Consider the following 22,828-nt stretch of genomic DNA (forward strand, 5'->3'; position numbering starts at 1 on the left):
CCAGCCCGTCCGCCAGACTCAACTGACCCAGAACACGATCCGCCATCCCGAATCTCCCTGCTTCGACCATCATCACAGAATCACCGATCGGCTTCTATGCAAAGGTCTCTCAAGGGGAGAAGGATAAACCGCGTTACCGCCCTTCGCGGTACCACATCGAGCCCATCGCCAGAAGCAGCAGGCTGAGGCCGAGGAAGCCGCCGAACAGCGGCACGCGCGAGACGGCCTTGAGCACGCTGTCGTCGGTGGTGCGCAGGCCGATCCAGTCATTGCCGGAAGCCGCGCCCGAGGAACGGACCGGGACTACGGATGGCAGCGTGACGGTGCTGGTCAGGTTGCCAATGGCCGATGCCGGCGCCAGCCGGCGAACGCTGCCGCCGGTTGCCTCAGCCGGTGGTTTCAGCCGGTTCTCGGTGGAGACGACGTCGGTGAATTCCGGGGCGTTGACCGGCCCGACATGGGCCAATGCCGTCAGGTCGCCATTGCCGACCTGATAGAGACCGATTTCGCTGGTCTCGACGCTGCCGAGGAAGACGCCTGGCTCGGATTTCTCGAGCCTGACGATCAGTGCCTTGCCGGACGGCGTGATGACTTGCGCCGGGCCGGGATCGTCGCTCATCGTCTGGCGGCGGATTTCCAGCACCATGCCGCGGCCGTCGGCGGTCAGCCGCTCTTCCTCGAGTTCGGGCTCCTTCATCAGCCAGTGGGCGATGCGCCGGTAGAGCTGGACGTGCGGGCCGCCGCCCTCGAATCCGCGCGCCCACAGCCAGCCCTGATCGGACAAAAGCATGCCGACGCGGCCTTCGCCCTTGCGATCGAGCAGTAGCAGCGGCCGGTTGTCGGCACCCTTCATCACCACCTCGCCCTCGGGGTTCTCGACGCCGATGGTGCGGAACCAGCGGCTCCAGTGCGGCGGCTCGGTCGCGGAGCCGTCGAGCCCACGCGTTACCGGATGACGCTGGCCGGTATCGGTGAGACGTGGGTAGAAGGCCTTGTCGATGACCTCGCCGGTCGGCATTGCCGGCAGTGCCGACATCAGCGGCGTGCGGGCGATCGAGCTTTCGCCGGCATATTCGGGGCCTGCCGCGATCAGTAGCGCGCCGCCCTTTTCGACATACTCGGAGATGTAGTCGTAATAGAGGATCGGCAGCACGTCGCGGTGCTGATAGCGGTCGAAGATGATCAGGTCGAAATCCTTGATCTTCTCGACGAACAGCTCGCGCGTCGGGAAGGCGATCAGCGACAATTCGTTGATCGGCGTGCCATCCTGCTTTTCCGGCGGGCGCAGGATGGTGAAGTGCACGAGGTCGACCGAAGCGTCGGATTTCAGCAAATTGCGCCAGGTGCGCTCGCCGGCATGCGGTTCGCCGGAAACAAGCAGCACGCGCAGATTTTCGCGGATGCCGTCGATCAGCGCGATGGCGCGGTTGTTGGTGTCGGTGAGTTCGCCCGGCTCGTGGTTGATGGCGAGTTCGACGATGTTGCGCCCGGCGCTGGGAATGGTCACCTGCAGCGGCATCGCCTGGCCGATGTTGGCGTGCTCGACCGATACCTGCTCGCCGTTGACCGATACGCGGACATCGACCGGGCCGGTCTCGTTGTTGGTGGCGATGACACGATACGTCATGTCGAGCGGCTTGCCAACGAGGCCGAAGCGCGGCGCATTCTCGAAGCGGATGCGGCGGTCCTTCTCATGCACGTTGCCGGTAATCAGCGCGTGCAGCGGGGCATTGAAGTCGGGTGCGCCGGGCGGCGCGTCATGCACCTCGCCATCGGTGATCATGATGGCGCCGCCGATGCGCGACGGCGGCACGTCGCGGAAAGCATTTTCGAGTGAGGAAAACAACCGCGTCTCGGTGCGCTCGTCGGCGGCTTCGGACTTGCCGGCCTCGACGACACGGACGTCGAACTGCTTGAAGCGGCCGAGACGCTGCTGAAGCCCGGCCAACGCCTCATCGGTCTGTTTGGTGCGGTCGCCGATATCCTGGCTCTGGCTGCGATCGACGACGACCGCGACGATGCTTTTCAGCGGCTCGCGCTCTTCGTTGAGAAACACCGGATTGAGCAACGCCGCAGCCAGCGCAATCAGGGCTGTCAGGCGGAAGACCGCGCCGCGCTGGCGAAACCAAAGGCCGGCCAGCGCCAGCAGCAGCAGCGGCACCAGAACCACGGCGAGCAGCGGCCAGGTGATGAGCGGTTCGAAGGCGAGCGACCAGTTCATGGTCTATTGCCCCAGCCGTTCGAGCAGCACCGGGACGTGCACCTGGTCGGATTTGTAGTTGCCGGTCAGCATATACATCATGATGTTGACGCCGGCGCGCAGCGCATAGATGCGCTGCATCGGATCCGACGGCACCGTCGGCAATAGCGGGTCGCCATTCTCGTCGACCGCCCAGGCGCCGGCGAAATCATTGGCGGTGATCATGATCGGCGAAACGCCGTCGCCGGTGCGCACCGGGCGGTTCTCGGTGTTGCTGGCTTCGAGCGATGCCTCGACCCAAAGCGGGCTGCCGGCAAAACGGCCAGGAAACTCCGGAAGGATGTAGAAGGATTTGGTCAGCACGTGGTCCGACGGCACCGGCTCCAGCGGTGGCACGTTGAGGTTGCCGAGGATGTCGCGCAGCCGCTCCGTCGCCGGGCTGGTCGAATCCGCACCAATGCCATTGGCGAACTGGTCGCGGGTGTCGAACAAGACCGTTCCGCCCTGCTGCATGTAGGCGTCGATGCGGGCGATGGCGGCCTCGCTGGGCATCGGGGCCGAGGGATCGATCGGCCAGTAGATCAGCGGATAGAAGGAAAGTTCGTCCTTCGAGATGTCGACGCCGGCCGGTGCTCCGGGTTCGAGCGCGGTTTTTTCGATAAGAAAGCGGGTCAGGCCTTCGAGCCCGGCGCGGCTGATCGAATCGACACCCGGCTCGCCGGTCAGCACGTAGGCGATCCGGGTCTTTGAAATGTCCCCGATCGCCTCCGTATCTCCCGGTTTGGCGTCGTCGGCACGCGCGACGTCCGCGTGGCCAATCAAGGCGCCGAGCGCAATCAGCAGGACGGCTGCCGTCGCCGCAGCGCCGGCACGGCGCGGCCGGCGCGACAACAGGCCGCCCATCCAGAATACGGCAAGCGTGTCGAGCACCATCAGCACCAGGGCGGCCGTGACAAGCGGACCTTTGAGGTTGTGCTGCTCGTCGAAGGCATACTGGATGGTGGTGACCGGCACCGTGATTTCAGGCCGGGCCAGCGGCCTGAATGCGCTGTCGCCGCCGAGCAGATTGTGAGCGAACACTCCAGTCTCGGAGCCGTAGAGGCCGGGCGGGTTTTCCAGCGTCACCGGCAGCGGGCCGGCGCCGGGCACCAGCGGCCTGGCATCCGGCGTCGGCGGCACCAGCGTGCCGTCGGCGGCGATCATACGATAGGGTGCCAGCGACGTGGCGGCGGCCTCGGCATTGGCGACAGCCGCGCCCTGGTTGCGCGACAATTGCACGATGCGCCGCAGCATCTCGACGAAGCTGCCGGAGATCGGCAGGTTGGACCACGTCGCCTCGGGGGTGACGTGGAACAGTACGAGGGTGCCCTTGTCCTTCTTCATCCCGGTCACCAGCGGCGTACCGTCGGCAAGCGTGGCCCAGGTGCGCTCGACGATGTCGGGCGTCGGTTCGGCCAGCACCTGCCTGGTGACGGTGACCTCGGTGGGCGGCGCGAGGTCGGCGAAGGGACCGGTTTTCGGGAATTCGGTGACCGGCTGCGGCGCCGTCCATGACAGCGCGCCGCCAAGCGATCGTTCGCCCGTGCGCAGCCGAACTGGCAGCAGGTCGTCGTCATTGCCGGCAGCGGCCAGCCGCGAACCGGCAAAACGCACCAGCGTGCCGCCCTTGTCGACCCAGTCAACCAGCCTTTGCCGCGCTTGTTCCGGAATGGTGCCGACATCGGCCATGAGGATCATCGCCGGCTTCTGGTCGAGCAGTTGCGGGATGGCGTCGGCGAGATCGACGCTCGACGGCTCGACCAGATCGGCGAACGGCTGCAGGGCGCGGCGGATGTAGTAGAGCGGCGACAGCAGCGGTTGCGCCTGGTCGGCCTCGGCCTGCGACAACAGCCCGACGCGGCGGCGTTTTGAGCTCTCATCGAGCACGCGGACGGCACCGGCCTGGCGCTCGCCATCGAGCGCGATGTAGGCGAAGTCGTTACGCAGTTCGAACGGCACCGCCACCGTGCCGGTGGCGGTGGTTCCGCCCGGGGCAAAGGTCAGCGTCGCGTCGGCAATGCGGCGCCCCTTGTCGTCGAAGGCGCCGGCCGTCACCTGTGCAGGTGCCGGATCGCCCGGTGCGCGGATGGCGGTCAGGGCGAAGCCGTCGACCTGGTTGTCGGCGCCGGTCAGGCCGGTCAGCGACAGCCGGTCGGAGACGGCCCAGACAACACGTGCCGCGTTCTTCGACAACAACGTGTTGAAGGCGGCTTCGTCGCCTTGCGCCGCCAAGCCATCGGCGAGCACCGCGACGCTGGCGCCAGGCAGCGACTCCAAGGCTGAAGCGACGCGGGCATAGACGGCGGGGCGGTCGGTCGGGATCGGCCGCGGCTTTGCCGCGCGCAGCCGGTCGAGCGCGGCAGCGGCATCGAAGGGACCGATCTCGGCATTCGGCTTCTCGGCTGTGAAAGCGATGAGCACCGGCACGCCGTTCGAATTGGCATCGGCGATCAGCCGCTCGGCGGTGGCGACCCGCTTGCCCCAGTCGGCGGCACTTGCCCAGTCATTGTCGATCACCAGCGCCAGGGCAGCGCCCTCGGCCGGCAGCTTTTCGCGCGGATTGAAGACCGGTTCGGCAAGTGCTGCCACGACAAGCGCGGCCATCAGCAGCCTGAGCAGCGTCAGCCACCAAGGGCTCTGCTGCGGCGTTTCTTCGCGCCTCAGCACGCGGGCGAGAATCCTGAGCGGCGGAAACACCTCGGTTTGCGGCCTGGGCGGGGTCAGCCGCAGAAGCCACCAGATCACCGGCAGCGCCAGCAGGCCCCACAGCACGATCGGCGCCCCGAAGGAGAGCGGCAGCCAACTCATGCGCGGGCCCTCCCGGCAAAGGCGCCTTCGGCGGTCATCGCCATGTGGATGCGCACCAGCGCCTCGGAGGCAAGGCGATCGGTATGATTGACGGTAAAGCTCCAGCCAAGCCGTTTGCACCAGGCGGCCAGTTCCTGGCGGCGGGCGGCATATAGCAGGCGATATTCCTCGCCCAGCATTTCGGCGCGGCCGGCGGTCAGCTTGTCGCCGGTCTCAGGATCGGTGAATTCGGTGCGCCCGGCATAGGGGAAGCTTTCCTCGGCCGGATCGGCGACCTCGACCAGATGGGCGCGCACGCCGTGGCGCGCGAGCACGTCCAGCCACGCAATGGTGTCCTCGACCGGGTCGAGGAAATCGCTGACGAGGACGATGTCGCAGAACCGGCGAATGCCGGATAGGTCGGGCTTTGCCGGCAGGTCGGCGGCGTGCATCAGTTGCGCCGCGATGCGCTCGGCGCCATTGCGGGCGGTGAACGGGTCGGTCAGGCCCGGCCAGGCAATGCGCTCGCCGCTGCGCGACAAAAGCTCGGCCATGGCCAGCGCCAGCACCAGGGCGCGCGATTCCTTGGGAACGCTGGCTCCGGTCGATTTGTAGAGCATGGAAGGCGAGGGATCGGCCCACAGCCACACCGTGTGGGCGGCCTCCCATTCACGGTCGCGGACATAGGTGTGATCGTCGCGGGCGGAACGGCGCCAGTCAATGCGCGAGGAATCGCCTTCGACATAGGGCCGGAACTGCCAGAAATTCTCGCCGATACCGCGCTTGCGGCGGCCATGCCAGCCGGCAATTACCGTGTTGACGATGCGGCGCGCCTCGACCAGCAGGTCCGGCACCAACGAAGCCCGCAACCGGCCTCTGGCGAGCGCATCGCGCGTCGCTGCCGGTGCCTGCGCTTCACCGATGCGCGCCATCAAATCCCTTTCGCGAGCTTCGCCACAACATCGCGAACCGTGGTGCCCTCGGCGCGGGCGGCGAAGGTCAGCGCCATGCGGTGCTGCAGCACCGGCTCGGCGAGCGCGCGGACGTCGTCGACCGACGGCGCCAGCCGGCCGTCATAGAGGGCGCGGGCGCGGGTGCACAGCGTCAGCGCCTGGCTGGCGCGCGGGCCTGGGCCCCAGGCGACGTACTTGTCGGTATCGGCGTTGCCCTGGCCGGGGCGCGCTGAGCGCACCAGCTTGAGGATCGCCTCGATGACGCTTTCCGGCACCGGCATACGGCGGATGAGCGTCTGGATGTCCTTAAGCCGCGCCGGCTGCAGCACGTTTTCAGCCTTGGCATCCTCGATACCGGTGGTTTCCAGCAGGATGCGGCGCTCCGCCTCGATCTCGGGGTAGAGGATATCGACCTGTATCAGGAAGCGGTCGAGCTGCGCTTCCGGCAGCGGATAGGTGCCTTCCTGCTCCAGCGGGTTCTGCGTCGCCAGGACGTGGAACGGTGACGGCAGATCATGGCGCACGCCGGCAATGGTGACGTGATATTCCTGCATCGACTGCAGCAGCGCCGACTGGGTACGCGGCGAGGCGCGGTTGATCTCGTCGGCCATCAGCAGTTGCGCAAAGATCGGCCCGGAAATGAAGCGGAACGAACGCTTGCCGAATTCATCCTGCTCCATCACCTCTGAGCCGAGAATGTCGGATGGCATCAGGTCGGGCGTGAACTGGATGCGGCGCGAATCGAGGCCAAGCACGATGCCCAGCGTTTCGACCAGCTTGGTCTTGGCGAGGCCGGGCACCCCGACCAGCAGCGCATGGCCGCCGGCCAGCAATGCAACCAGCGTGCGCTCGACGACGCTTTCCTGGCCGAAAATGACCCGGCCGACGCCGTCACGGACCCTCGAAATGTCGGCCAGCGCTTTCTCGGCCTGCGCCACCATGTCCTTTTCGCTGATTGGGCTTTCCTTGATCATAACGCTCATGCAGCATCGATCCTTCTGTTGGACACCGCTTGGCACCTTGGTGCCGCAGAGAATGCCGCGATTCGGCCTCGCATGCGCCTGCAATGAACTTAAATCACAGACTTAGGCTGACAAGCGGAACAACAGTGACTATTTCGTGACCATGACGGAAGCCGCCGACCATCGTGAAGAGAGCCTGACGGCCGCGACCGAGGCGCGCGGACTGGAGGCGCTGGTCTCGCGCGCGACGCGCGCTGGCAAGGGGCCGGCGCCGGTGGAACGCTGGAATCCGGCATTTTGCGGCGATCTCGACATGGAAATCAAGCAGGACGGCACCTGGTTCTATCTGGGAACGCCGATCGGCCGGATGCCGCTGGTGCAGCTTTTTTCCTCAGTGCTGCGCAAGGACGCGGACGGTAGAACCTACCTGGTGACGCCGGTGGAAAAGGTCGGCATCCGCGTCGCCGACGCGCCCTTCATTGCCGTCGAGATGGACGTGTCGGGCGCCGGCGACGGACAAATCGTCACCTTTCGCACCAATGTCGGCGACGTGGTAGAGGCTGGGGCGGGACACCCGCTGCGCTTCGTCGATGAGGACGAGACAGGTGGCCTGAAGCCTTATGTGCTGGTGCGCGGGCGGCTGGAGGCGCTGGTGGCACGGCCGGTGATGTACGAATTGGTCGAGCACGGCGAAGAGATCGACATCGGTGGCAAGACGATGTTTGCCGTCCGTTCCAAAGGCGAGGTCTATCCAATCATGCCGGCTGAGAAACTGAAACGGCTGAGCGCATGACGGATCGCCTATGATGGATCAGGTGATGTCGTTGCCGTTTTCCGCTGCCGGGTTTCGCCAGCGCGTCGCGGCGCAGCCGCTGGCGCATGCCGGCGATGATTTTGGCGACCACCGCTTCAATCCGGGCCATCCCAGGCTGAAGCTGGCCAAGGCGCTGCGCGATGCCGCCGTGCTGATCCCGGTGGTCGATCATGGCCATGAAGCCACGGTCCTTTTGACCAGGCGGGCGGAAAAGCTGCGCAACCATTCGGGGCAGGTGGCTTTCCCCGGTGGTACCATCGATCCAACCGATGCGAGCCCGGAAGCGGCGGCGTTGCGCGAGACATCCGAGGAGATCGGTCTCGATAGTGATTACATCGAGATCATCGGCCGTCTGCCGGACTACGTTTCCGGCAGCGGCTATCGCATCGCCCCGGTGCTCGGGATTGTGCGGCCCGGTTTCAGCCTGACGCTGAATTCCGACGAAGTCGATGCCGTCTTCGAGGTGCCGCTGGGCTTTCTGATGGACCCCGCCAACCACACCAGAGACAGCCGCATGTGGAACGACCTCGAATGGTTCTATTACGAGATGCCCTATGGCGGCCAGCGCATCTGGGGCGTCACCGCGGGCATCATCCGTACGCTTTATGAAAGGTTCTATTCGTGAGCGATCCAGTGTCGATCGCGGGCAAGGCCGGGTGGCTCGGCGAACGCCACCTGCAGCGCCTGCTCGCCGCGCTGACTGATGGCGGCGAGGAGGCGCGTGTCGCCGGCGGTGCGGTGCGCAACGCGCTCATCGGCCAGCCGGTCGCCGACATCGACATCGCCACCACCACGGTGCCCGAGGAAACCATCCGGCGCGCCGAGGCGGCAGGCTTCAAGACGGTACCGACCGGCATCGAGCATGGCACAGTCACCGCGGTCGGCCACGGCAAGGCCTATGAGGTCACCACGCTGCGTGCCGATATCGAAACCGACGGCCGGCGCGCCAAAGTGTCGTTCGGCCGCGACTGGAAAGCCGACGCTGAGCGGCGTGACTTCACCATCAATGCACTCTATGCCGAAGCCGATGGAACGGTCGTCGATCTGGTCGGCGGTATCGCCGATATCGAAGCGCGGAGGCTGCGATTCATCGGCGATCCGGAAGCGCGTATCCGCGAGGATTATCTGCGCATCCTGCGTTTCTTCCGTTTCTTCGCATGGTATGGCGACGGCAGGCCGGATGCCGAAGGGTTGAAGGCTTGTGCCCGGCTGAAGCAGGGGCTCGACCAGCTCTCGGTCGAGCGTGTCTGGTGGGAATTGAAGAAATTGCTGTCAGCGCCAGATCCGTCGCGGGCGCTGCTGTGGATGCGCCAGGCCGGCGTTCTGACCGCCGTTTTGCCGGAAAGCGAGAAATGGGGCATCGATGCCATCCACGGGCTGACCAAGACCGAGAAGGATCTGGCCTGGGCGCCGGACCCGCTGCTCAGGCTGGAAGCCATCGTGCCGCCGGATGCCGCGCGCATGAAAACGCTTGCCGAGAGATTGAGGCTTTCCGTGAGCGAAGCAAGCCGGCTGCGGAATTGGGCGATCACGGCTGCCGTCGATCCGAAAACGACCGAAGGAGAGTTGGCGAAAAGGCTTTATTTTGGCGACCGCCAAGGCTTTGTCGATCGGTTGCGGCTGTTGCTCGCTTCCGCTCGAGCCCGCGCGGTCGAAGACAATGACGCACTGCTCGAAGCCGGCGGCTTCTCGCGCCTGCTTGCCTTCGCTGCAAAATGGCAAAACCCTGTTTTTCCGGTCAAGGGCGCCGATCTGACGACGCTTGGCGCATCACCGGGGCCGAAGCTTGGTGCAACGTTGAAGAATCTCGAAAAGGAATGGGTCGAGTCCGGTTTTGCGCTTGATCGCGGCGCGCTGCTCAAGCGCGCCGCGGAGGCACTCGAATCCTGACCGTCACGCTGCGTCGCGGACCTTTTCGATGCGCGAGCGGATCGCCTCGATCATCGTCTCGCGGATCACCGTCTCGCCGTGCGTCTCGCGCAGATGCTCGACGGCACGGCGCATGACCTCAGCCTCCTCCTCGGCGCGTGTGTGCCACTCGCAGCCGGGTACGAGCGACCCGCAATGGAATTCCTTCATCGGCTTCTCCTCATCTCCTCCTTGGAGCGCCGCGCAGCGCACTGACACGGAAGCTCCAGACCTTTGATTGCGCGATCCGGAAACCGCGTCCGGTATCCGGGCTACACGCTTGGCCAGCTAAGCATAACACGATCGAACGGTTTTGGTTGCCTTAGAGTGCCGTGCGTCCAAGCCGACACGCGGCCCTCTAGTGATCGGGTTGCGAAAAGGCGGAGCATCGCTGCTCCGCCCTCTTACGCTACCCAGGAGTAAGCCCTCGTCTTGCTCCAGCGGGCAGGACATCACTTCACGATCTTGACTGCCTCGGCAATTTTATCCTTGCCGCTCATATCCCACGTGACGCGGACCTTTTCGCCGACCTTCAGGCCAGGATCCTTGAAGGTCTGGGGCAACGTAAAGGTGGCTCCGTTATCCAGAACTAGGCTCATCGCCGTTCCATCAAAGCTTTTGATCGTGCCGGTGGTGTGCTTGACCGCAGCGAATGCGGCAGTACCAGAGGCGAGAACGGCAGCGGCGGCTGCGGTCATAATAAGCTTGCGCATGGCATGCTCTCCTGGAAAATGCGGGCACCGCTTGGGAAAGGTGCCCCATTCAATCATGGGCCGTCCGGTCACGTCGGGTCGCGGCTCTCGGGAGTAAAGAACCGCCGGCGTTTCCCGGCCCGACGCGACAAATAGCCCAATCTTTACAATGGCATATTAGACGAAAAAGATATTTTCTGGCGCGCCTTGCGCCACATTCGCCGTCAAATTCTGGGGATTTGGACCCGATTGCGGCTCACGTCGTGCTCACCGAGATTTTACGGCCATTTCGCTTCTGGCGGCAGGCTGGACAGGATCGAGGCGACATTGCCGCCGGTCTTCAGCCCGAAGATGGTGCCGCGATCGTGAAGCAAGTTGAATTCGACATAACGGCCGCGGCGGATGAGCTGCTCGTCACGGTCGCCATCGGTCCAGTTGTCATTGAAGTTGGCGCGCACCAGATGTCCGTAGACGACGAGAAAAGATCGCCCGACGTCCTGGACGAAGTTGAAATCGGCGTCCCAGCCGCCTTTGTCCTCATCCGAATGCAGCCAGTCGAAGAAGATACCGCCGGTACCGCGTGGCTCGTCGCGGTGCGGCAGGTAGAAGTACTCGTCGCACCAGGCTTTGAATTTCACGTAGTCGGCGATCGCCGCGTTCTTCTCGCAGGCAAATTGCATCGCTCTGTGGAAGGCGATCGTGTCGGGGTCGTCCTGGCTGCGGCGGCGGTCGAGCACCGGTGTCAGGTCGGCGCCGCCGCCGAACCACTGGCGCGAGGTGACGACCATGCGCGTGTTCATATGCACGGCCGGCACGTTGGGGTTCCACGGATGGGCGATCAGCGAAATGCCGCTTGCCCAGAAGGAGGGGTCCTCTTCGGCGCCCGGCATCTGCTTCCTGAATTCGGGCGAGAACTCGCCGTGGACGGTCGAGGTGTGGACGCCGACCTTCTCGAAGACGCGGCCGTGCATCATCGACATGATACCGCCGCCGCCCTTGCCGGCATCGCGTTGCCACGGCGTCTTTTCGAAGCGGCCGGGCGACCAGCTAGCCTGCGGCCCCTGCAGGTCCTGCTCGATCTGCTCGAAGCTGGCACAGATGCGCTCGCGCAACGTCTCGAACCACAGCCGTGCCTTCGTCTTCTTCTGTTCGATGTCGGCTGGCAGCCCCGCCGGTATCTCGGGTCGTTGCAAATCCTGTCTCCGGTTGCGGGCGCGCCCGACAAATGACTCGTCTTTTCCGGCCGCGATCCCTAATCTCTTGGGTGCAAGGGTCAAGTGTGAATGGCGTTCTTTCGTGCGCACCCCGGCAAGACCGCCGCTGGATGGCCTGAAGAAGAGGCTCGACCGTTCGCGCGCCGAGAACGCGCGCATGCCGCGCGACGGCTTCCTGCGCGAGACCTTCGTGCTGCCGCGCTCCGATGCTCGTCTCAAGGCGAAGGAATGGTTCGAGCGCTTTCCTAAGCAGGCCTATTGGACCGAGATCGAAAGCTGGTTCGAGCGGCCGGGCGACGTCATCGAATTCACCATCAGGCGGCTGCCGGCGGCGGATTAACGCTCCGGTCTCGAGGCTGAACGTATCAGGGCTAGTTCATCTGCCCTGAACGATCTTGATAAACACGCTTCTGTCGCCCGTTCCAAGATGCGCTCTTTTCATCTCGGCATACGTCAGGCGCCCATTCGCGAAGGCCCGCACGGTTCTTCCGCACCAGACACGTGGCGCCGCGGCTGCGCTGACATTCATGATCTTGCCAGCTTCCTGCTTCGAACTGAGAGGCGATTGCTCCGAATGCCTGATGCATTCCGTAAGCACTTTCTTATACATGGCAGGACTGCCCTGAACCAAAGTCCTTGCCGTATTCCATTCACCTTCGCTCGGCATGCATCCAGCCAACACAATGGCGCCAAGCAACGCGGCGTAAGTCTTGTATGCAAATTTCAATTCTGCCCCCCAAGGTTAGTTGCAGGGGCGTATCAAGCACGGGCACATGAACTTCACAAGACTGTATAGTGACTAACGGACAGGATAAGTTCGCTGAACCCGTCCAGACCCGTCATGGCTTCAACGCACGACCAGCCTGCGGGCGCCCGCGCCGTCCCTTGCCAGCCTGTCATTCTTATTCCGCAGCGGACATTTGTCGATCGACATGCAGCCGCAGCCGATGCAGTCGCTCAGCCCGTCGCGCAGCTTCTTGAGCTGACTAATTTTCTGGTCGAGGTCGTCGCGCCAAGCCGTCGAAAGCAGGTTCCAATCCTCGCGCGTCGGCGTCCGGCCTTCAGGCAATGATCGAAGGGCTGTGCCGATCTCGGCCAGCGAAATGCCGACCTCCTGCGCTACCTTGATGATCGCCACCCGTCGCAGCACGTCGCGGCCGTAACGCCGCTGGTTGCCTGATGTGCGGTGGCTGCGGATCAGCCCGCGTGCTTCGTAGAAATGCAGCGCCGACACCGCCACGCCGCTGCGCATCGCCACCTGGCCGACTGTTAATTCCGTTGCCGCAGCCATCTCCGATTTTCCGCTTGACCTCAAGTTAAGTTGAGCTTGTAGCGAAGAAGCCTCGAAGATGCAAACGGCAGGAGAAGGCGATGGGCGTCTGGATGAGAATGACCGGAGAGGACGCAGTGTTGCGTGAGGACGACGCCTTGGTCGCTGCGGCCGGCGATCGCGTACACATCCTAGCGGAGCTGCCGGATCGCCTCGGCCGCCACCATCGCAACGGAAAGCGCGACGTTGATGCTGCGCGCGCCGGGCTGCATCGGGATGATCAGTCGCGCATCCGCCGCCTCGTGAACGGCGTCCGGCACGCCTGCGGATTCACGGCCGAACAAGAGAATGTCGTCGCCGGCAAAGGCGAAATCCGTGTAGGCGGCAGCTGCTTTGGTCGACAGCAGCACCAGCCGCCGCATGGCAGGCTTGCGCCAGTCCTCAAAGGCGTGCCAGTCGACATGCCGGGTGAGCGCCGCCATTTCGAGGTAGTCCATGCCGGCCCGTTTCAGCGCCCGGTCACCGAGCGGGAAGCCCGCCGGTTCGATGATGTCGACGCCGAGACCGAGGCAAGCGGCGAAGCGCAGGATTGTCCCGGTGTTGCCGGCGATATCAGGCTGGTAGAGCGCGATACGGAGACGGTCGTTCATTTCCGCGTCTTTCTAATAAGTGGCAGATCAGCCACAGAGCTCTCGCGGTTTTGGAAATTGCTGGACTGGCGGGTGGTCATTTTCTGCGAAGTCGGTTATACGGCCAGCATTGTCAACCCGAACCGATGGAGGGGTAATTCATGATGGCCATGCACATCCACCACCCCTCTCGTGGGCTTACCAGCCCGACGGCGGTTTCGGTACGACGATTCTCCTGACCTTCTAGACTTCAATCGCACCGATTCCCGCCGAAACCTTTTTCGGCCTTTGAAGGAATCCTGCGATGTTTTTCAAGCTGTGGAAGGGGCTGAACGCCCCACCTGAACACGCTTCGACCGATGCCACCTTTGCCGCGCCGCGCGTGCCCGCGGCCTGGGTTGGTTCACCCCTCTACCTGCATCTTCAACTGGAGGACGGACCGATGTTCGATCCCTGTAGAATACCCGGCTCAAGAAGCCTGCACGAGCGCAAGACTGCGACCTGGGCGCTTTTGATCGGCGAGACCTACTCGTCGGCGGTTCACGCCGAGACCCGCCGGCGTCCGCATCGCGGCATGCTGCCGGACGTCGATTTCTCGCGCGCCGTTCCGGACCATAGCCGGCCGTCGCTGGTGCGCCGGATCATCAGGCTGATCCGGCCTGGTGCAAAAACCAGCGCGAAAATCCGGATCGTCAAAACGTCGTCAGCATCGTCAAACGAGACTGTCGGCGAAAGGCCCGCGACAACCTATATAGCGCGAAGCAGGACCGGCGAGGCGGACGATTCCGTATCGCCGGTCCTTGACGCCATGCGGTCTGGGCACCTCGTCCGTTCGCGTGCCGCGTGAGCGGAAACAGTATTGTGAGCATCTCTATGTTTAGCTGGTTTGAAAAAAGGCTCGATCCGTTCCCTGCCAAGGAGCCGGTCGAGCCGCCGCGGACACTGATCGCCTTCTGCGTGCATTATACGCGCGGCGCGTGGCCCTACATCGCTCTCGATGCGGTACTGGTGACGGCCATCGCCCTTGCCGAGGTGTGGATGTTCGGCTTCATGGGCCGGATCGTCGACTGGCTGTCCGGACAGAATCGCGAGACGTTCCTGCAGACCGAAGGCTTGAAGCTGGTCGGCATGGCCTTCATCGTGATTTTCGCGCTGCCGGCGACGGTCTGGTTCCATTCGCTGCTCAACCAGCAGACGCTGATGGGTAATTATCCGATGCGTATCCGCTGGCAGGTGCATCGCTATCTGCTCAAGCAGTCAATGAGCTTCTATCAGGACGAGTTTGCCGGGCGCATCGCGACCAAGCTGATGCAGACCGCGCTCGCGGTGCGCGAGTGCGTCATCAAGCTCATCGATGTGCTCAACTATATCGTCGTCTATTTTCTCGGCATGCTGTTCATTGTCGGCTCGGCAGACTGGCGGCTGGCTGCGCCGCTTGCCGTCTGGCTTGCCGGATATGTCCTGCTGTTGCGCTATTTCATCCCGCGGCTGGGCAAGGTCGGCGAGGAGCAGGCCAATGCGCGCTCAACCATGACCGGCCGTGTCGTCGACAGCTACTCCAACATCCAGACGGTCAAGCTGTTCTCGCATGCGCGGCGCGAGGCATCCTTCGCCAAGGACGGTATGGCCGGCTTTCTCGATACAGTCTACCGGTCGATGCGGCTGGTGACACAGCTCTACGGCCTGCTCTACGTCCTGAATTCGCTGCTGTTGTTTTCGGTCACCGCAATCTCGCTATGGCTGTGGCTCGGCCAAGCCGTGACGATCGGCGCCGTCGCCCTGGTCATCGGCCTCGTGCTTCGGCTCTGGGGCATGTCGCAATGGATCATGTGGGAGATGTCCACGCTGTTCGAGAATATCGGCACGGTGCAGGACGGCATCGCCTCGATCTCGCTGCCGCGCCTCGTCGAAGACCGGCCTGGCGCCAAGGATATTGCCGTGACCAAGGGCGAGATCCGTTTTGAGGACATCCGCTTCCATTATGGCAAGCAGAAGGGCGTGATCGAAAGCCTGTCGCTGACGGTGAAGCCGGGCGAGAAGGTCGGCATCGTCGGCCGTTCGGGTGCCGGCAAGTCGACGCTGGTCAATCTTCTGTTGCGCTTCTATGACCTCGAAAGCGGCAAGGTCCTGATCGACGGCCAGGACATTGCGGCGGTGACGCAGGACTCGCTGCGCGCCCAGATCGGCATGGTCACGCAGGACACCTCGCTGCTGCATCGCTCGGTGCGCGAGAATATCCTCTATGGCCGGCCGGACGCCAGTGACCAGATGCTGATCGAGGCGGCGCGGCGCGCCGAGGCGCTGGATTTCATCGCCGGATTGTCGGATTCTAACGGTCGAAAGGGTTTCGACGCGCATGTCGGTGATCGCGGCGTCAAATTGTCCGGCGGCCAGCGGCAACGCATCGCCATAGCCCGTGTTATGCTGAAGGACGCACCAATCCTTATCCTCGACGAAGCGACCTCCGCCCTAGATTCCGAGGCCGAGGCGGCCATCCAGGAGAACCTCTACAGACTGATGCAAGGCAAGACCGTCATCGCCATTGCGCACCGGCTGTCGACGATCGCCGCCATGGACCGGCTCGTCGTCATGGACAAGGGCCGCGTCATCGAGGAAGGTTCGCATGAGGAACTGATTGCCAGCGGCGGGCTCTACGCCCAGCTCTGGCAGCGCCAGTCGGGCGGCTTCCTGCTCGACGACGGCCCCTCTGCCAACGATGCAGCCGCCAACGATGCACTCGTCAAGGGTGAAGCCGCCGAATGACTGCCATCTACCGCTGGTTCGAGAACTGGGTCTATCCATTCCGGGAGCCTGCGGACCTTCGGCCACCTGCCGGCGTCAGGGGTTTCCTCTGGCATTATGTCGGGCAGGCGAAGATCGCCTTCTTCGCCATGCTGCTGATCGGCGGCATCGCGCCGTTAGTCGAAGCCGGACTGTTCTATTTCGTCGGGCGGCTGGTCGACATCCTCGACCAGCTTCCCGGCGAACGCAGCTGGCACGCGTTGTGGACTGCCGCCGGCCCGGAACTTGTCTTCATGATCGCGGTGGTGCTGGTCATCCGCACCATCGTCGTCGGCCTGTCGGCGCTGGTCGACGAGCAGACGATCACGCCGGGTTTCTATAATCTGGTGCGCTGGCAGGCGCATCGCCATGTCTCGCGCCAATCCTACGCCTTCTTCCAGAACGACTTTGCCGGACGTATCGCGACCAAGGTCTGGCAGGCGGGACAGGCGACCGGCGATCTGATGGAAAGCTTCATCGAGGTCGTCTGGTTCATGGTCGTCTATACGGTGACGACGCTGGCGCTGGTCGCCGGGCTCGATCTCCGGCTGGCGGTGCTGGTGGTGATCTGGATTACCGCCTTCGGCTTGCTGGCCAGGCGCTATTTGCCGGCGATCCGCAAGCATGCCGAAGCCACCGCCGAAGCCGGCTCGATGATCACCGGCCGCCTTGTCGATTCCTATTCGAACGTGCAGACGCTGAAACTGTTCTCGGCCGATGGCGACGACCGCTACATCAGGAACGGCTTCGACATCTATCTCGACGCGCTGCGCCCGTTCACCCGCCGGCTGACCGGCGTGCGCATGGCACTGACGATGCTGTCGGGCATTATGATCACGGCGATCGCCTGCTTTGCCGTTTATCTCTGGGTCGAGGGCTCGATCACAGTCGGCGCCGTGGCTTTCACGCTGTCTTTGGTGCTGCGGCTGAACATGCTGCTCGGCCGGCTGATGATGCAGCTCAACGGCATCTTGCGGAACCTCGGCGTGCTGGAAAACTCCAAGGCGCTGATCTCACAGCCGCTCGGCCTGACCGATGCGCCGGACGCGAAAGAGATTGTCGTCGTCGGCGGGCGCATCGACGTCAGCAATGTCGAGTTCCACTACGGCAAGGGGTCCGGCGTGCTCGACGGCATCGACCTCGTCGTGCGGCCGGGCGAAAAGGTCGGCCTGGTCGGCCCGTCCGGCGCCGGCAAGACGACCTTGGTCAATCTGATCCTGCGCCTCTACGACCTCGAGAGCGGCAAGATCACCATTGACGGGCAGGACGTCTCCAGGGTCACGCAGAATTCGCTGCGCGCCAATATCGGCGTCGTCAGCCAGGATACGGCACTTTTCCACCGCTCGCTGCGCGACAACATCAAGCTCGGCATGCCGGAAGCGACCGACGCTGAGGTGGTCGCGGCAGCGAAGAAGGCCGAGGCGCACGAGTTCATCCTCGGTCTGCGCGACAATCGCGATCGTATCGGCTACGAGGCCTATGTCGGCGAGCGCGGCGTCAAGCTCTCCGGCGGCCAGCGCCAGCGCGTGGCGATCGCCCGCGTCTTCCTCAAGGATGCACCGATCCTGGTGCTCGATGAGGCGACCTCGGCGCTCGATTCCGACATCGAGGCGGCGATCCAGGAAAATCTGGCAAGGCTGATGGAAGGCAAGACGGTCATCGCCATCGCGCATCGGCTGTCGACCATTGCGGCACTCGACCGGCTGGTGGTGCTCGACGAGGGCCGCATCGTCGAGCAAGGCACGCATGACGAGCTGGTCGGGCTCGACGGGCTCTATGCCAGGCTATGGAAGCGGCAGTCCGGCGGCTTCCTGTTCAACGAAGAGAGCGCGTTGGCCGAGACCCGGCCGGCGGAGTAGTTTTCTATAAAGCGGAGTGAAATCATGGCGGTGAGAATGCCATCGAATTTCGGACGGTCCGGCGCGCAGGAGAGCGCGTTGGACCTGCTTGGCCATGAAATCCTCGGCGAGAAGGCGGCCGCGCTCGGCCGCGCCGGCCGGCGCGTCGAGGAAACATTGACGAGGCTGCGCGAGAATTGCGACAGTGTCGACCGTGCCCGGCTGCTCAGGGATGCAGCCGAAGCGGTGCACGGGTATTTCATCCAGCGCGAACTCTGCGGCCTGCGCAAGCACGACGCGGTGATCCGGGAATACAACATTCCCAAGGCCGTGCTGGCCAGGCTCGGCGCCAGCGCATGATCCGAACCGGAACTGGTTTGGGAAGCGTTATTCCAGCCACTCGGTGATGAAGCTGCCGTTCTCGTGTATGTCGGTGGTTTCCAGCGGGCCTGGCCCGAGATTGGTGAATTTGTGCGGCGTGTTCGGCGGCACGATCAGGATCTGGCCGGCTGTGGCCTCGATCTGCCGGTCGCCGACGGTGAACAGGCCGGTCCCGGTCCGGATGATAAAAATCTCGCAATAGGGGTGGCTGTGCAGCCTGGGGCCGCCGCCGATCTCGGGCAGGTAGTTGAAGATCAGGCAGCTGTTGGAGCCGTAGGCGCCGCCTTGCAGCTCGCCCTGCCAATGGTCGGGCCAGCGGTCGGGCGCTTCGGCCCATTTGTCGCGGTCTATGACATGCGCCATAGGCCGAGGATAAACCGGGCCAGCGCCAGCTGTCGAGGCGAACGCAGCCATTTGGTTTTGCTGCTGTTTTCCAATCGTTCCGACGTGCGAATTACGCCCCCGCGACAATCTGCCCTTGTGCCTTCACCCGTCTGGACAAAAACAGGCTTCACGCATAAACCCAAGTCCCAAATGCCGGAGGAATTCGCTAGCCTGTTCGCCATGCGCAGTCGGGCCGGCGTGATTGAGCGGGGAACAAGGCTCGGCCGCCGGCACGGAAAAGGCGAAAGGATCAGGCACCCGTGAGCGCAACCGACACCCAGGATCCCAACCGTCGTGATTTTCTCTACGTCGCCACTGGCATGGCGGCGGTGGTCGGCGCGGGCGCTGTCGCTTGGCCGTTCATCGATCAGATGCGTCCGGATGCCTCGACGCTGGCCCTTGCCTCGGTGGAGGTCGACGTCTCTTCGCTGACGCCAGGAATGTCGCTCGTTGTGAAGTGGCGGGGCAAGCCGGTGGTCGTGCGCAACCGCACCGAGCAAGAGATGAAGGACGGCCAGGCGGTCAATCTTGCCGAGCTCAAGGATCCAATCGCCCGCAACGCCAATTTGCCGGCCGACGCGCCGGCAACCGACGCCAACCGCACCACGCCGGGCAAGGAAGCCTGGATGGTGATGGTCCAGGTCTGCACCCATCTCGGCTGCATCCCGCTCGGCCAGGAAGGCGATTTCGGCGGCTGGTTCTGCCCGTGCCACGGTTCCGTATACGATACCGCCGGCCGCATCCGGAAGGGGCCGGCGCCCGAGAACATGGCGGTGCCGGTGTTCCAGTTCATTTCCGACACCAAGATCCGTATCGGCTGAGGCAAGGGATATTTCCATGAGCGAGGGACACTCGACCTATACGCCCAAGACCGGCATCGGACGCTGGTTCGATTCGCGCATGCCGCTGCCGCGGCTGGTCTATGACAGCTTCATCGCCTATCCGGTGCCGCGCAATTTGAATTACGCCTGGACCTTCGGCGGCATTCTCGCGCTCATGCTGGCGGCGCAGATCCTGACCGGTATCGTGCTGGCCATGCACTACGCGGCCGACAGCACTCTCGCCTTCGATTCGGTCGAGAAGATCATGCGCGACGTCAATTCCGGCTGGCTGCTGCGCTACCTGCATTCGAACGGCGCGTCGTTCTTCTTCGTCGCCGTCTACATCCATATTTTCCGTGGCCTCTACTACGGCTCCTACAAGGCGCCGCGCGAGCTGCTGTGGATCCTCGGCTGCATCATCTACCTCTTGATGATGGCGACCGGGTTCATGGGCTATGTGCTGCCCTGGGGCCAGATGAGCTTCTGGGGCGCCACCGTCATCACCGGCTTCTTCACCGCCATCCCGCTGGTCGGCGACTGGATCCAGCAGCTTTTGCTCGGCGGCTTCGCGGTCGACAATCCGACGCTGAACCGTTTCTTTGCGCTGCATTACCTATTGCCGTTCATGATCGCCGGCGTCGTCGTGCTGCACATCTGGGCGCTTCACGTCGTCGGCCAGAACAATCCGACCGGCATCGAGGTCAAATCGAAGACCGACACGCTCGCCTTCACGCCTTACGCGACCATCAAGGATGGGTTCGGCATGATCGTGTTCCTGTTCGTCTTCGCCTATTTCGTCTTTTATCTGCCGAACTATCTCGGCCATCCGGACAATTACACCGTGGCCAACCCCCTGAAGACGCCGGCCCACATTGTGCCGGAATGGTACTTCCTGCCGTTTTACGCGATCCTGCGCGCTATCACCTTCAATATCGGGCCCATCAACTCCAAGCTCGGCGGCGTGCTCTGCATGTTCGGCGCGATTGTCATGCTGTTCCTGGTGCCGTGGCTCGACACCTCGAAGGTGCGCTCGGCAGTCTACCGGCCCTGGTACAAGCTGTTCTTCTGGCTGTTCGTGGCCGACGCCATCCTGCTCGGCTGGCTGGGCTCGCAGCCGGCCGAGGGCAGCTATGTGTTCATGGCGCAGATGGCGACGCTGTTCTACTTCGCCTTCTTCCTGGTAGCGCTGCCGGTACTTGGGCTGATCGAGACGCCGCGGCGGCTGCCGAATTCGATCACCGAGGCAGTGCTCGGGAAGAATAAGGGTGGCGGTGGACATCCTGCCGGCGCCACGGCCGCGCCGGAAACCAAAGGCTGAGCATGATCCCGAAAAGTGGAAACCGGTTTTCGGACAAGATCATGCTCGAGACGATGACAGCGCGTCAGAGAATCTCAAGGGGATTTGCATGAAGAAGATTCTCACCTCGCTGGCGCTGCTTGGCCTTGTGGCCGCGGGCATTGGGGCCACAGGCACTGGAGCGCGCGCCCAGGAAGAGGCGCACAACGAGGCGGCGCCGACGCATTTCCCGATACACGAACCAAAGGAAATGGACTGGAGCTTCGCCGGGCCGTTCGGCACCTACGACAAGGCCCAGCTGCAGCGCGGGCTGAAGGTCTACAAGGAAGTCTGCTCAGCCTGTCATTCGATGAATTTGGTGGCGTTCCGCACGCTGGAAGGCCTTGGCTATTCGGATGCGCAGATCAAGACGCTGGCGGCCGAATACACGATCCACGACGGCCCGAACGATGCCGGCGACATGTTCGATCGCCCCGGCAAGCCGTCCGACCATTTCCCGGCGCCGTTCCCCAATGCGGAAGCGGCGGCGGCGGCCAATGGCGGCGCAGCACCGCCCGACATGTCGCTGCTGGCCAAGGCGCGCGGCGTTGAACGCGGCTTCCCGCGCTTCGTCTTCGACATCTTCACGCAATATGCCCAGGGCGGTCCCGACTACATCCACTCGCTGCTGACCGGCTACGACCAGCAGCCGCCGGCGGGCATGGTCATACCGGAAGGCACGCACTACAATCCGTACTTCCTGTCCGGCGTGTCGCTGAAGATGCCGAAGCCGCTCTCCGACGGCCAGGTTACCTATGATGACGGCGCGCCGCAGACGGTCGACCAGTATTCGCGCGACGTGTCGGCCTTCCTGATGTGGGCGGCCGAGCCGCACCTCGAGGACCGCAAGAAGACCGGCTTTCGCGTGCTGGTCTTTCTGCTTCTGTTCGGTGCGCTGGTCTACCTGACAAAACGCAAGGTGTGGGCCGGCGTGGCGCACTGACCGCTGCAACACACGAGACCGGGAGGGCGTCGAAAGGCGCCCTTTTCATTGCAGGCATTTCGATTCATTGCAGCCGTCGCTGAGCACCCCCCTTTGCCGGACAATTTTCCGTCAGGCGTCACATGGCGGTAGCCGGACTTGGCTGCCCCGGGTTACGATTGGCCAATTCCTTTCACGTCTTCAGTCGAATCCGACGAAAGGTCCGGAGAGCCGCTTGATGAAATCCTCGCTCGAAGACACGCTGCTTGCCGCGATCCGCACCATTCCGGATTATCCCAGACCCGGCATCCTGTTTCGCGACATTACGACACTGCTCGGCAATGCGCGGGCCTTCCGCCGGGCGATCGACGAGCTGGTGCATCCCTATGCCGGCCTGAAGATCGACAAGATCGCCGGCATCGAGGCGCGCGGCTTCATCCTCGGCGGCGCCATCGCCCACCAGCTTTCGGCCGGCTTCGTGCCGATCCGCAAGAAGGGCAAGTTGCCTTACGAGACGGTGCGCGTCGCCTACAGCCTGGAATACGGGCTGGACGAGATGGAGATGCACAAGGACGGTGTTTCTCCAGGCGAGAAGGTAATCCTCGTCGACGATTTGATCGCCACCGGCGGCACGGCCGAGGCGGCCGTCAAGCTATTGCGGCAGATCGGCGCCGACATCCTCGCCGCCTGCTTCGTCATCGACCTGCCGGACCTTGGCGGCCGAGAGAGGTTAGAGGCGCTCGGCGTACCGGTGAGGACGCTGATCGGGTTTGAGGGGCATTGAGCGTTTCTTCCTTCTCCCCTGTGGGAGACTAGGCGATTCACACATTTCGAAGCGCCCATCCATGGGCGATGGACAGGAAGTGCTGCAATCCGTGTCGGAAGGTGATGGGTCCT

23 protein-coding genes are annotated in these 22,828 nt (G+C 63.7%); 12 read left to right on the forward strand and 11 right to left on the reverse strand.

Annotation, left to right across the window (positions count from 1 at the left end):
- Positions 1-133 precede the first annotated feature (133 nt).
- Genes NKJ28_RS31895 through NKJ28_RS31910 form a run of 4 tightly spaced genes read right to left on the reverse strand, consistent with a single transcriptional unit; the run spans position 134 to position 6,962 of the window.
- Complete coding sequence (locus NKJ28_RS31895) at positions 134-2,221, reverse strand: hypothetical protein (RefSeq protein WP_352638457.1); 2,088 nt, start codon at positions 2,219-2,221, stop codon at positions 134-136.
- Between the two features lie 3 nt (positions 2,222-2,224).
- On the reverse strand, positions 2,225-5,047 hold the full coding sequence (locus tag NKJ28_RS31900; RefSeq protein WP_352586751.1) for a DUF4159 domain-containing protein: 2,823 nt from the start codon (positions 5,045-5,047) through the stop codon (positions 2,225-2,227).
- Positions 5,044-5,958 (reverse strand): DUF58 domain-containing protein, encoded by a 915-nt coding sequence (locus tag NKJ28_RS31905; RefSeq protein ID WP_352638458.1) that lies wholly within the window; start codon positions 5,956-5,958, stop codon positions 5,044-5,046. The genes NKJ28_RS31900 and NKJ28_RS31905 overlap by 4 nt, the downstream gene beginning before the upstream one ends.
- Positions 5,958-6,962, reverse strand: coding sequence for an AAA family ATPase (locus NKJ28_RS31910; RefSeq protein ID WP_352638459.1), 1,005 nt, complete (start codon positions 6,960-6,962; stop codon positions 5,958-5,960). Before NKJ28_RS31910 ends, NKJ28_RS31905 begins: the two co-directional genes overlap by 1 nt.
- Before the next feature lie 142 nt (positions 6,963-7,104).
- On the opposite strand from NKJ28_RS31910, the gene NKJ28_RS31915 reads away from it, so the two are divergent.
- The 3 genes from NKJ28_RS31915 to NKJ28_RS31925 are packed head-to-tail and all read left to right on the forward strand — an operon-like array spanning position 7,105 to position 9,645.
- Positions 7,105-7,734, forward strand: coding sequence for a DUF1285 domain-containing protein (locus NKJ28_RS31915; protein WP_352586939.1), 630 nt, complete (start codon positions 7,105-7,107; stop codon positions 7,732-7,734).
- Between the two features lie 13 nt (positions 7,735-7,747).
- Positions 7,748-8,380 carry a CoA pyrophosphatase gene (locus NKJ28_RS31920; RefSeq protein ID WP_352638460.1) on the forward strand — a complete coding sequence of 211 codons (633 nt, stop codon included), beginning with the start codon at positions 7,748-7,750 and terminating at the stop codon, positions 8,378-8,380.
- Positions 8,377-9,645 (forward strand): CCA tRNA nucleotidyltransferase, encoded by a 1,269-nt coding sequence (locus tag NKJ28_RS31925; protein ID WP_352450523.1) that lies wholly within the window; start codon positions 8,377-8,379, stop codon positions 9,643-9,645. The genes NKJ28_RS31920 and NKJ28_RS31925 overlap by 4 nt, the downstream gene beginning before the upstream one ends.
- 3 nt (positions 9,646-9,648) lie before the next feature.
- Here NKJ28_RS31925 and NKJ28_RS31930 read toward each other — a convergent pair whose 3' ends face one another.
- From NKJ28_RS31930 to hemF, 3 genes are all read right to left on the reverse strand, one after another.
- Positions 9,649-9,834: a DUF1059 domain-containing protein gene (locus tag NKJ28_RS31930; protein WP_023679490.1), complete on the reverse strand. Its 186-nt coding sequence runs from the start codon at positions 9,832-9,834 to the stop codon at positions 9,649-9,651.
- A 281-nt stretch (positions 9,835-10,115) separates the two neighbouring features.
- Positions 10,116-10,376, reverse strand: coding sequence for a DUF1344 domain-containing protein (locus tag NKJ28_RS31935; protein ID WP_023679489.1), 261 nt, complete (start codon positions 10,374-10,376; stop codon positions 10,116-10,118).
- 257 nt (positions 10,377-10,633) lie between these two features.
- Positions 10,634-11,548: an oxygen-dependent coproporphyrinogen oxidase gene (hemF, locus tag NKJ28_RS31940; RefSeq protein WP_023679488.1), complete on the reverse strand. Its 915-nt coding sequence runs from the start codon at positions 11,546-11,548 to the stop codon at positions 10,634-10,636.
- A 103-nt stretch (positions 11,549-11,651) separates the two neighbouring features.
- Between hemF and NKJ28_RS31945 the strand changes: the two genes are divergently transcribed.
- Positions 11,652-11,909: a hypothetical protein gene (locus NKJ28_RS31945; RefSeq protein WP_023679487.1), complete on the forward strand. Its 258-nt coding sequence runs from the start codon at positions 11,652-11,654 to the stop codon at positions 11,907-11,909.
- Positions 11,910-11,945: 36 nt separating this feature from the next.
- Here the strand turns inward: NKJ28_RS31945 and NKJ28_RS31950 are convergent, their stop codons facing one another.
- The 3 genes from NKJ28_RS31950 to NKJ28_RS31960 form a co-directional block, all read right to left on the reverse strand.
- Complete coding sequence (locus tag NKJ28_RS31950; protein ID WP_156937440.1) at positions 11,946-12,296, reverse strand: hypothetical protein; 351 nt, start codon at positions 12,294-12,296, stop codon at positions 11,946-11,948.
- Between the two features lie 120 nt (positions 12,297-12,416).
- A complete protein-coding gene (gene soxR, locus NKJ28_RS31955; protein ID WP_023679485.1) occupies positions 12,417-12,860 on the reverse strand; it encodes a redox-sensitive transcriptional activator SoxR in 444 nt (147 codons plus the stop codon).
- Positions 12,861-13,030: 170 nt separating this feature from the next.
- Positions 13,031-13,489: a tRNA (cytidine(34)-2'-O)-methyltransferase gene (locus NKJ28_RS31960; protein WP_352638461.1), complete on the reverse strand. Its 459-nt coding sequence runs from the start codon at positions 13,487-13,489 to the stop codon at positions 13,031-13,033.
- Positions 13,490-13,772: 283 nt separating this feature from the next.
- Between NKJ28_RS31960 and NKJ28_RS31965 the strand changes: the two genes are divergently transcribed.
- Genes NKJ28_RS31965 through NKJ28_RS31980 form a run of 4 tightly spaced genes read left to right on the forward strand, consistent with a single transcriptional unit; the run spans position 13,773 to position 18,447 of the window.
- On the forward strand, positions 13,773-14,315 hold the full coding sequence (locus tag NKJ28_RS31965) for a hypothetical protein (protein ID WP_352638463.1): 543 nt from the start codon (positions 13,773-13,775) through the stop codon (positions 14,313-14,315).
- 26 nt (positions 14,316-14,341) lie between these two features.
- Entirely contained in the window at positions 14,342-16,231 is a 1,890-nt protein-coding gene (locus tag NKJ28_RS31970; protein ID WP_023679482.1) for an ABC transporter ATP-binding protein, read from the forward strand.
- Positions 16,228-18,108, forward strand: a complete 1,881-nt coding sequence (locus NKJ28_RS31975) for an ABC transporter ATP-binding protein (RefSeq protein WP_023679481.1) — start codon at positions 16,228-16,230, stop codon at positions 18,106-18,108. The genes NKJ28_RS31970 and NKJ28_RS31975 overlap by 4 nt, the downstream gene beginning before the upstream one ends.
- 24 nt (positions 18,109-18,132) lie before the next feature.
- Positions 18,133-18,447, forward strand: a complete 315-nt coding sequence (locus NKJ28_RS31980; RefSeq protein ID WP_023679480.1) for a DUF6665 family protein — start codon at positions 18,133-18,135, stop codon at positions 18,445-18,447.
- A gap of 27 nt (positions 18,448-18,474) precedes the next feature.
- Here the strand turns inward: NKJ28_RS31980 and NKJ28_RS31985 are convergent, their stop codons facing one another.
- The gene (locus tag NKJ28_RS31985; RefSeq protein ID WP_352638465.1) at positions 18,475-18,831 is read right to left on the reverse strand and encodes a cupin domain-containing protein; all 357 of its coding nucleotides are present in this window, start codon (positions 18,829-18,831) and stop codon (positions 18,475-18,477) included.
- Between the two features lie 281 nt (positions 18,832-19,112).
- Here NKJ28_RS31985 and petA point away from each other — a divergent pair, with 281 nt between their 5' ends.
- The 4 genes from petA (at position 19,113) to NKJ28_RS32005 (ending at position 22,715) form a co-directional block, all read left to right on the forward strand.
- Complete coding sequence (gene petA, locus NKJ28_RS31990; RefSeq protein ID WP_352638464.1) at positions 19,113-19,673, forward strand: ubiquinol-cytochrome c reductase iron-sulfur subunit; 561 nt, start codon at positions 19,113-19,115, stop codon at positions 19,671-19,673.
- A 16-nt stretch (positions 19,674-19,689) separates the two neighbouring features.
- Positions 19,690-20,991, forward strand: coding sequence for a cytochrome b (locus NKJ28_RS31995; RefSeq protein ID WP_352586768.1), 1,302 nt, complete (start codon positions 19,690-19,692; stop codon positions 20,989-20,991).
- 88 nt (positions 20,992-21,079) lie between these two features.
- Positions 21,080-21,952: a cytochrome c1 gene (locus NKJ28_RS32000; RefSeq protein ID WP_023679477.1), complete on the forward strand. Its 873-nt coding sequence runs from the start codon at positions 21,080-21,082 to the stop codon at positions 21,950-21,952.
- Positions 21,953-22,169: 217 nt separating this feature from the next.
- Positions 22,170-22,715 carry an adenine phosphoribosyltransferase gene (locus NKJ28_RS32005; RefSeq protein WP_352450514.1) on the forward strand — a complete coding sequence of 182 codons (546 nt, stop codon included), beginning with the start codon at positions 22,170-22,172 and terminating at the stop codon, positions 22,713-22,715.
- The last annotated feature ends 113 nt before the right edge of the window (positions 22,716-22,828 follow it).

Source organism: Mesorhizobium sp. M0145 (assembly GCF_040322355.1).
In the GTDB taxonomy this organism is placed as follows: domain Bacteria; phylum Pseudomonadota; class Alphaproteobacteria; order Rhizobiales; family Rhizobiaceae; genus Mesorhizobium.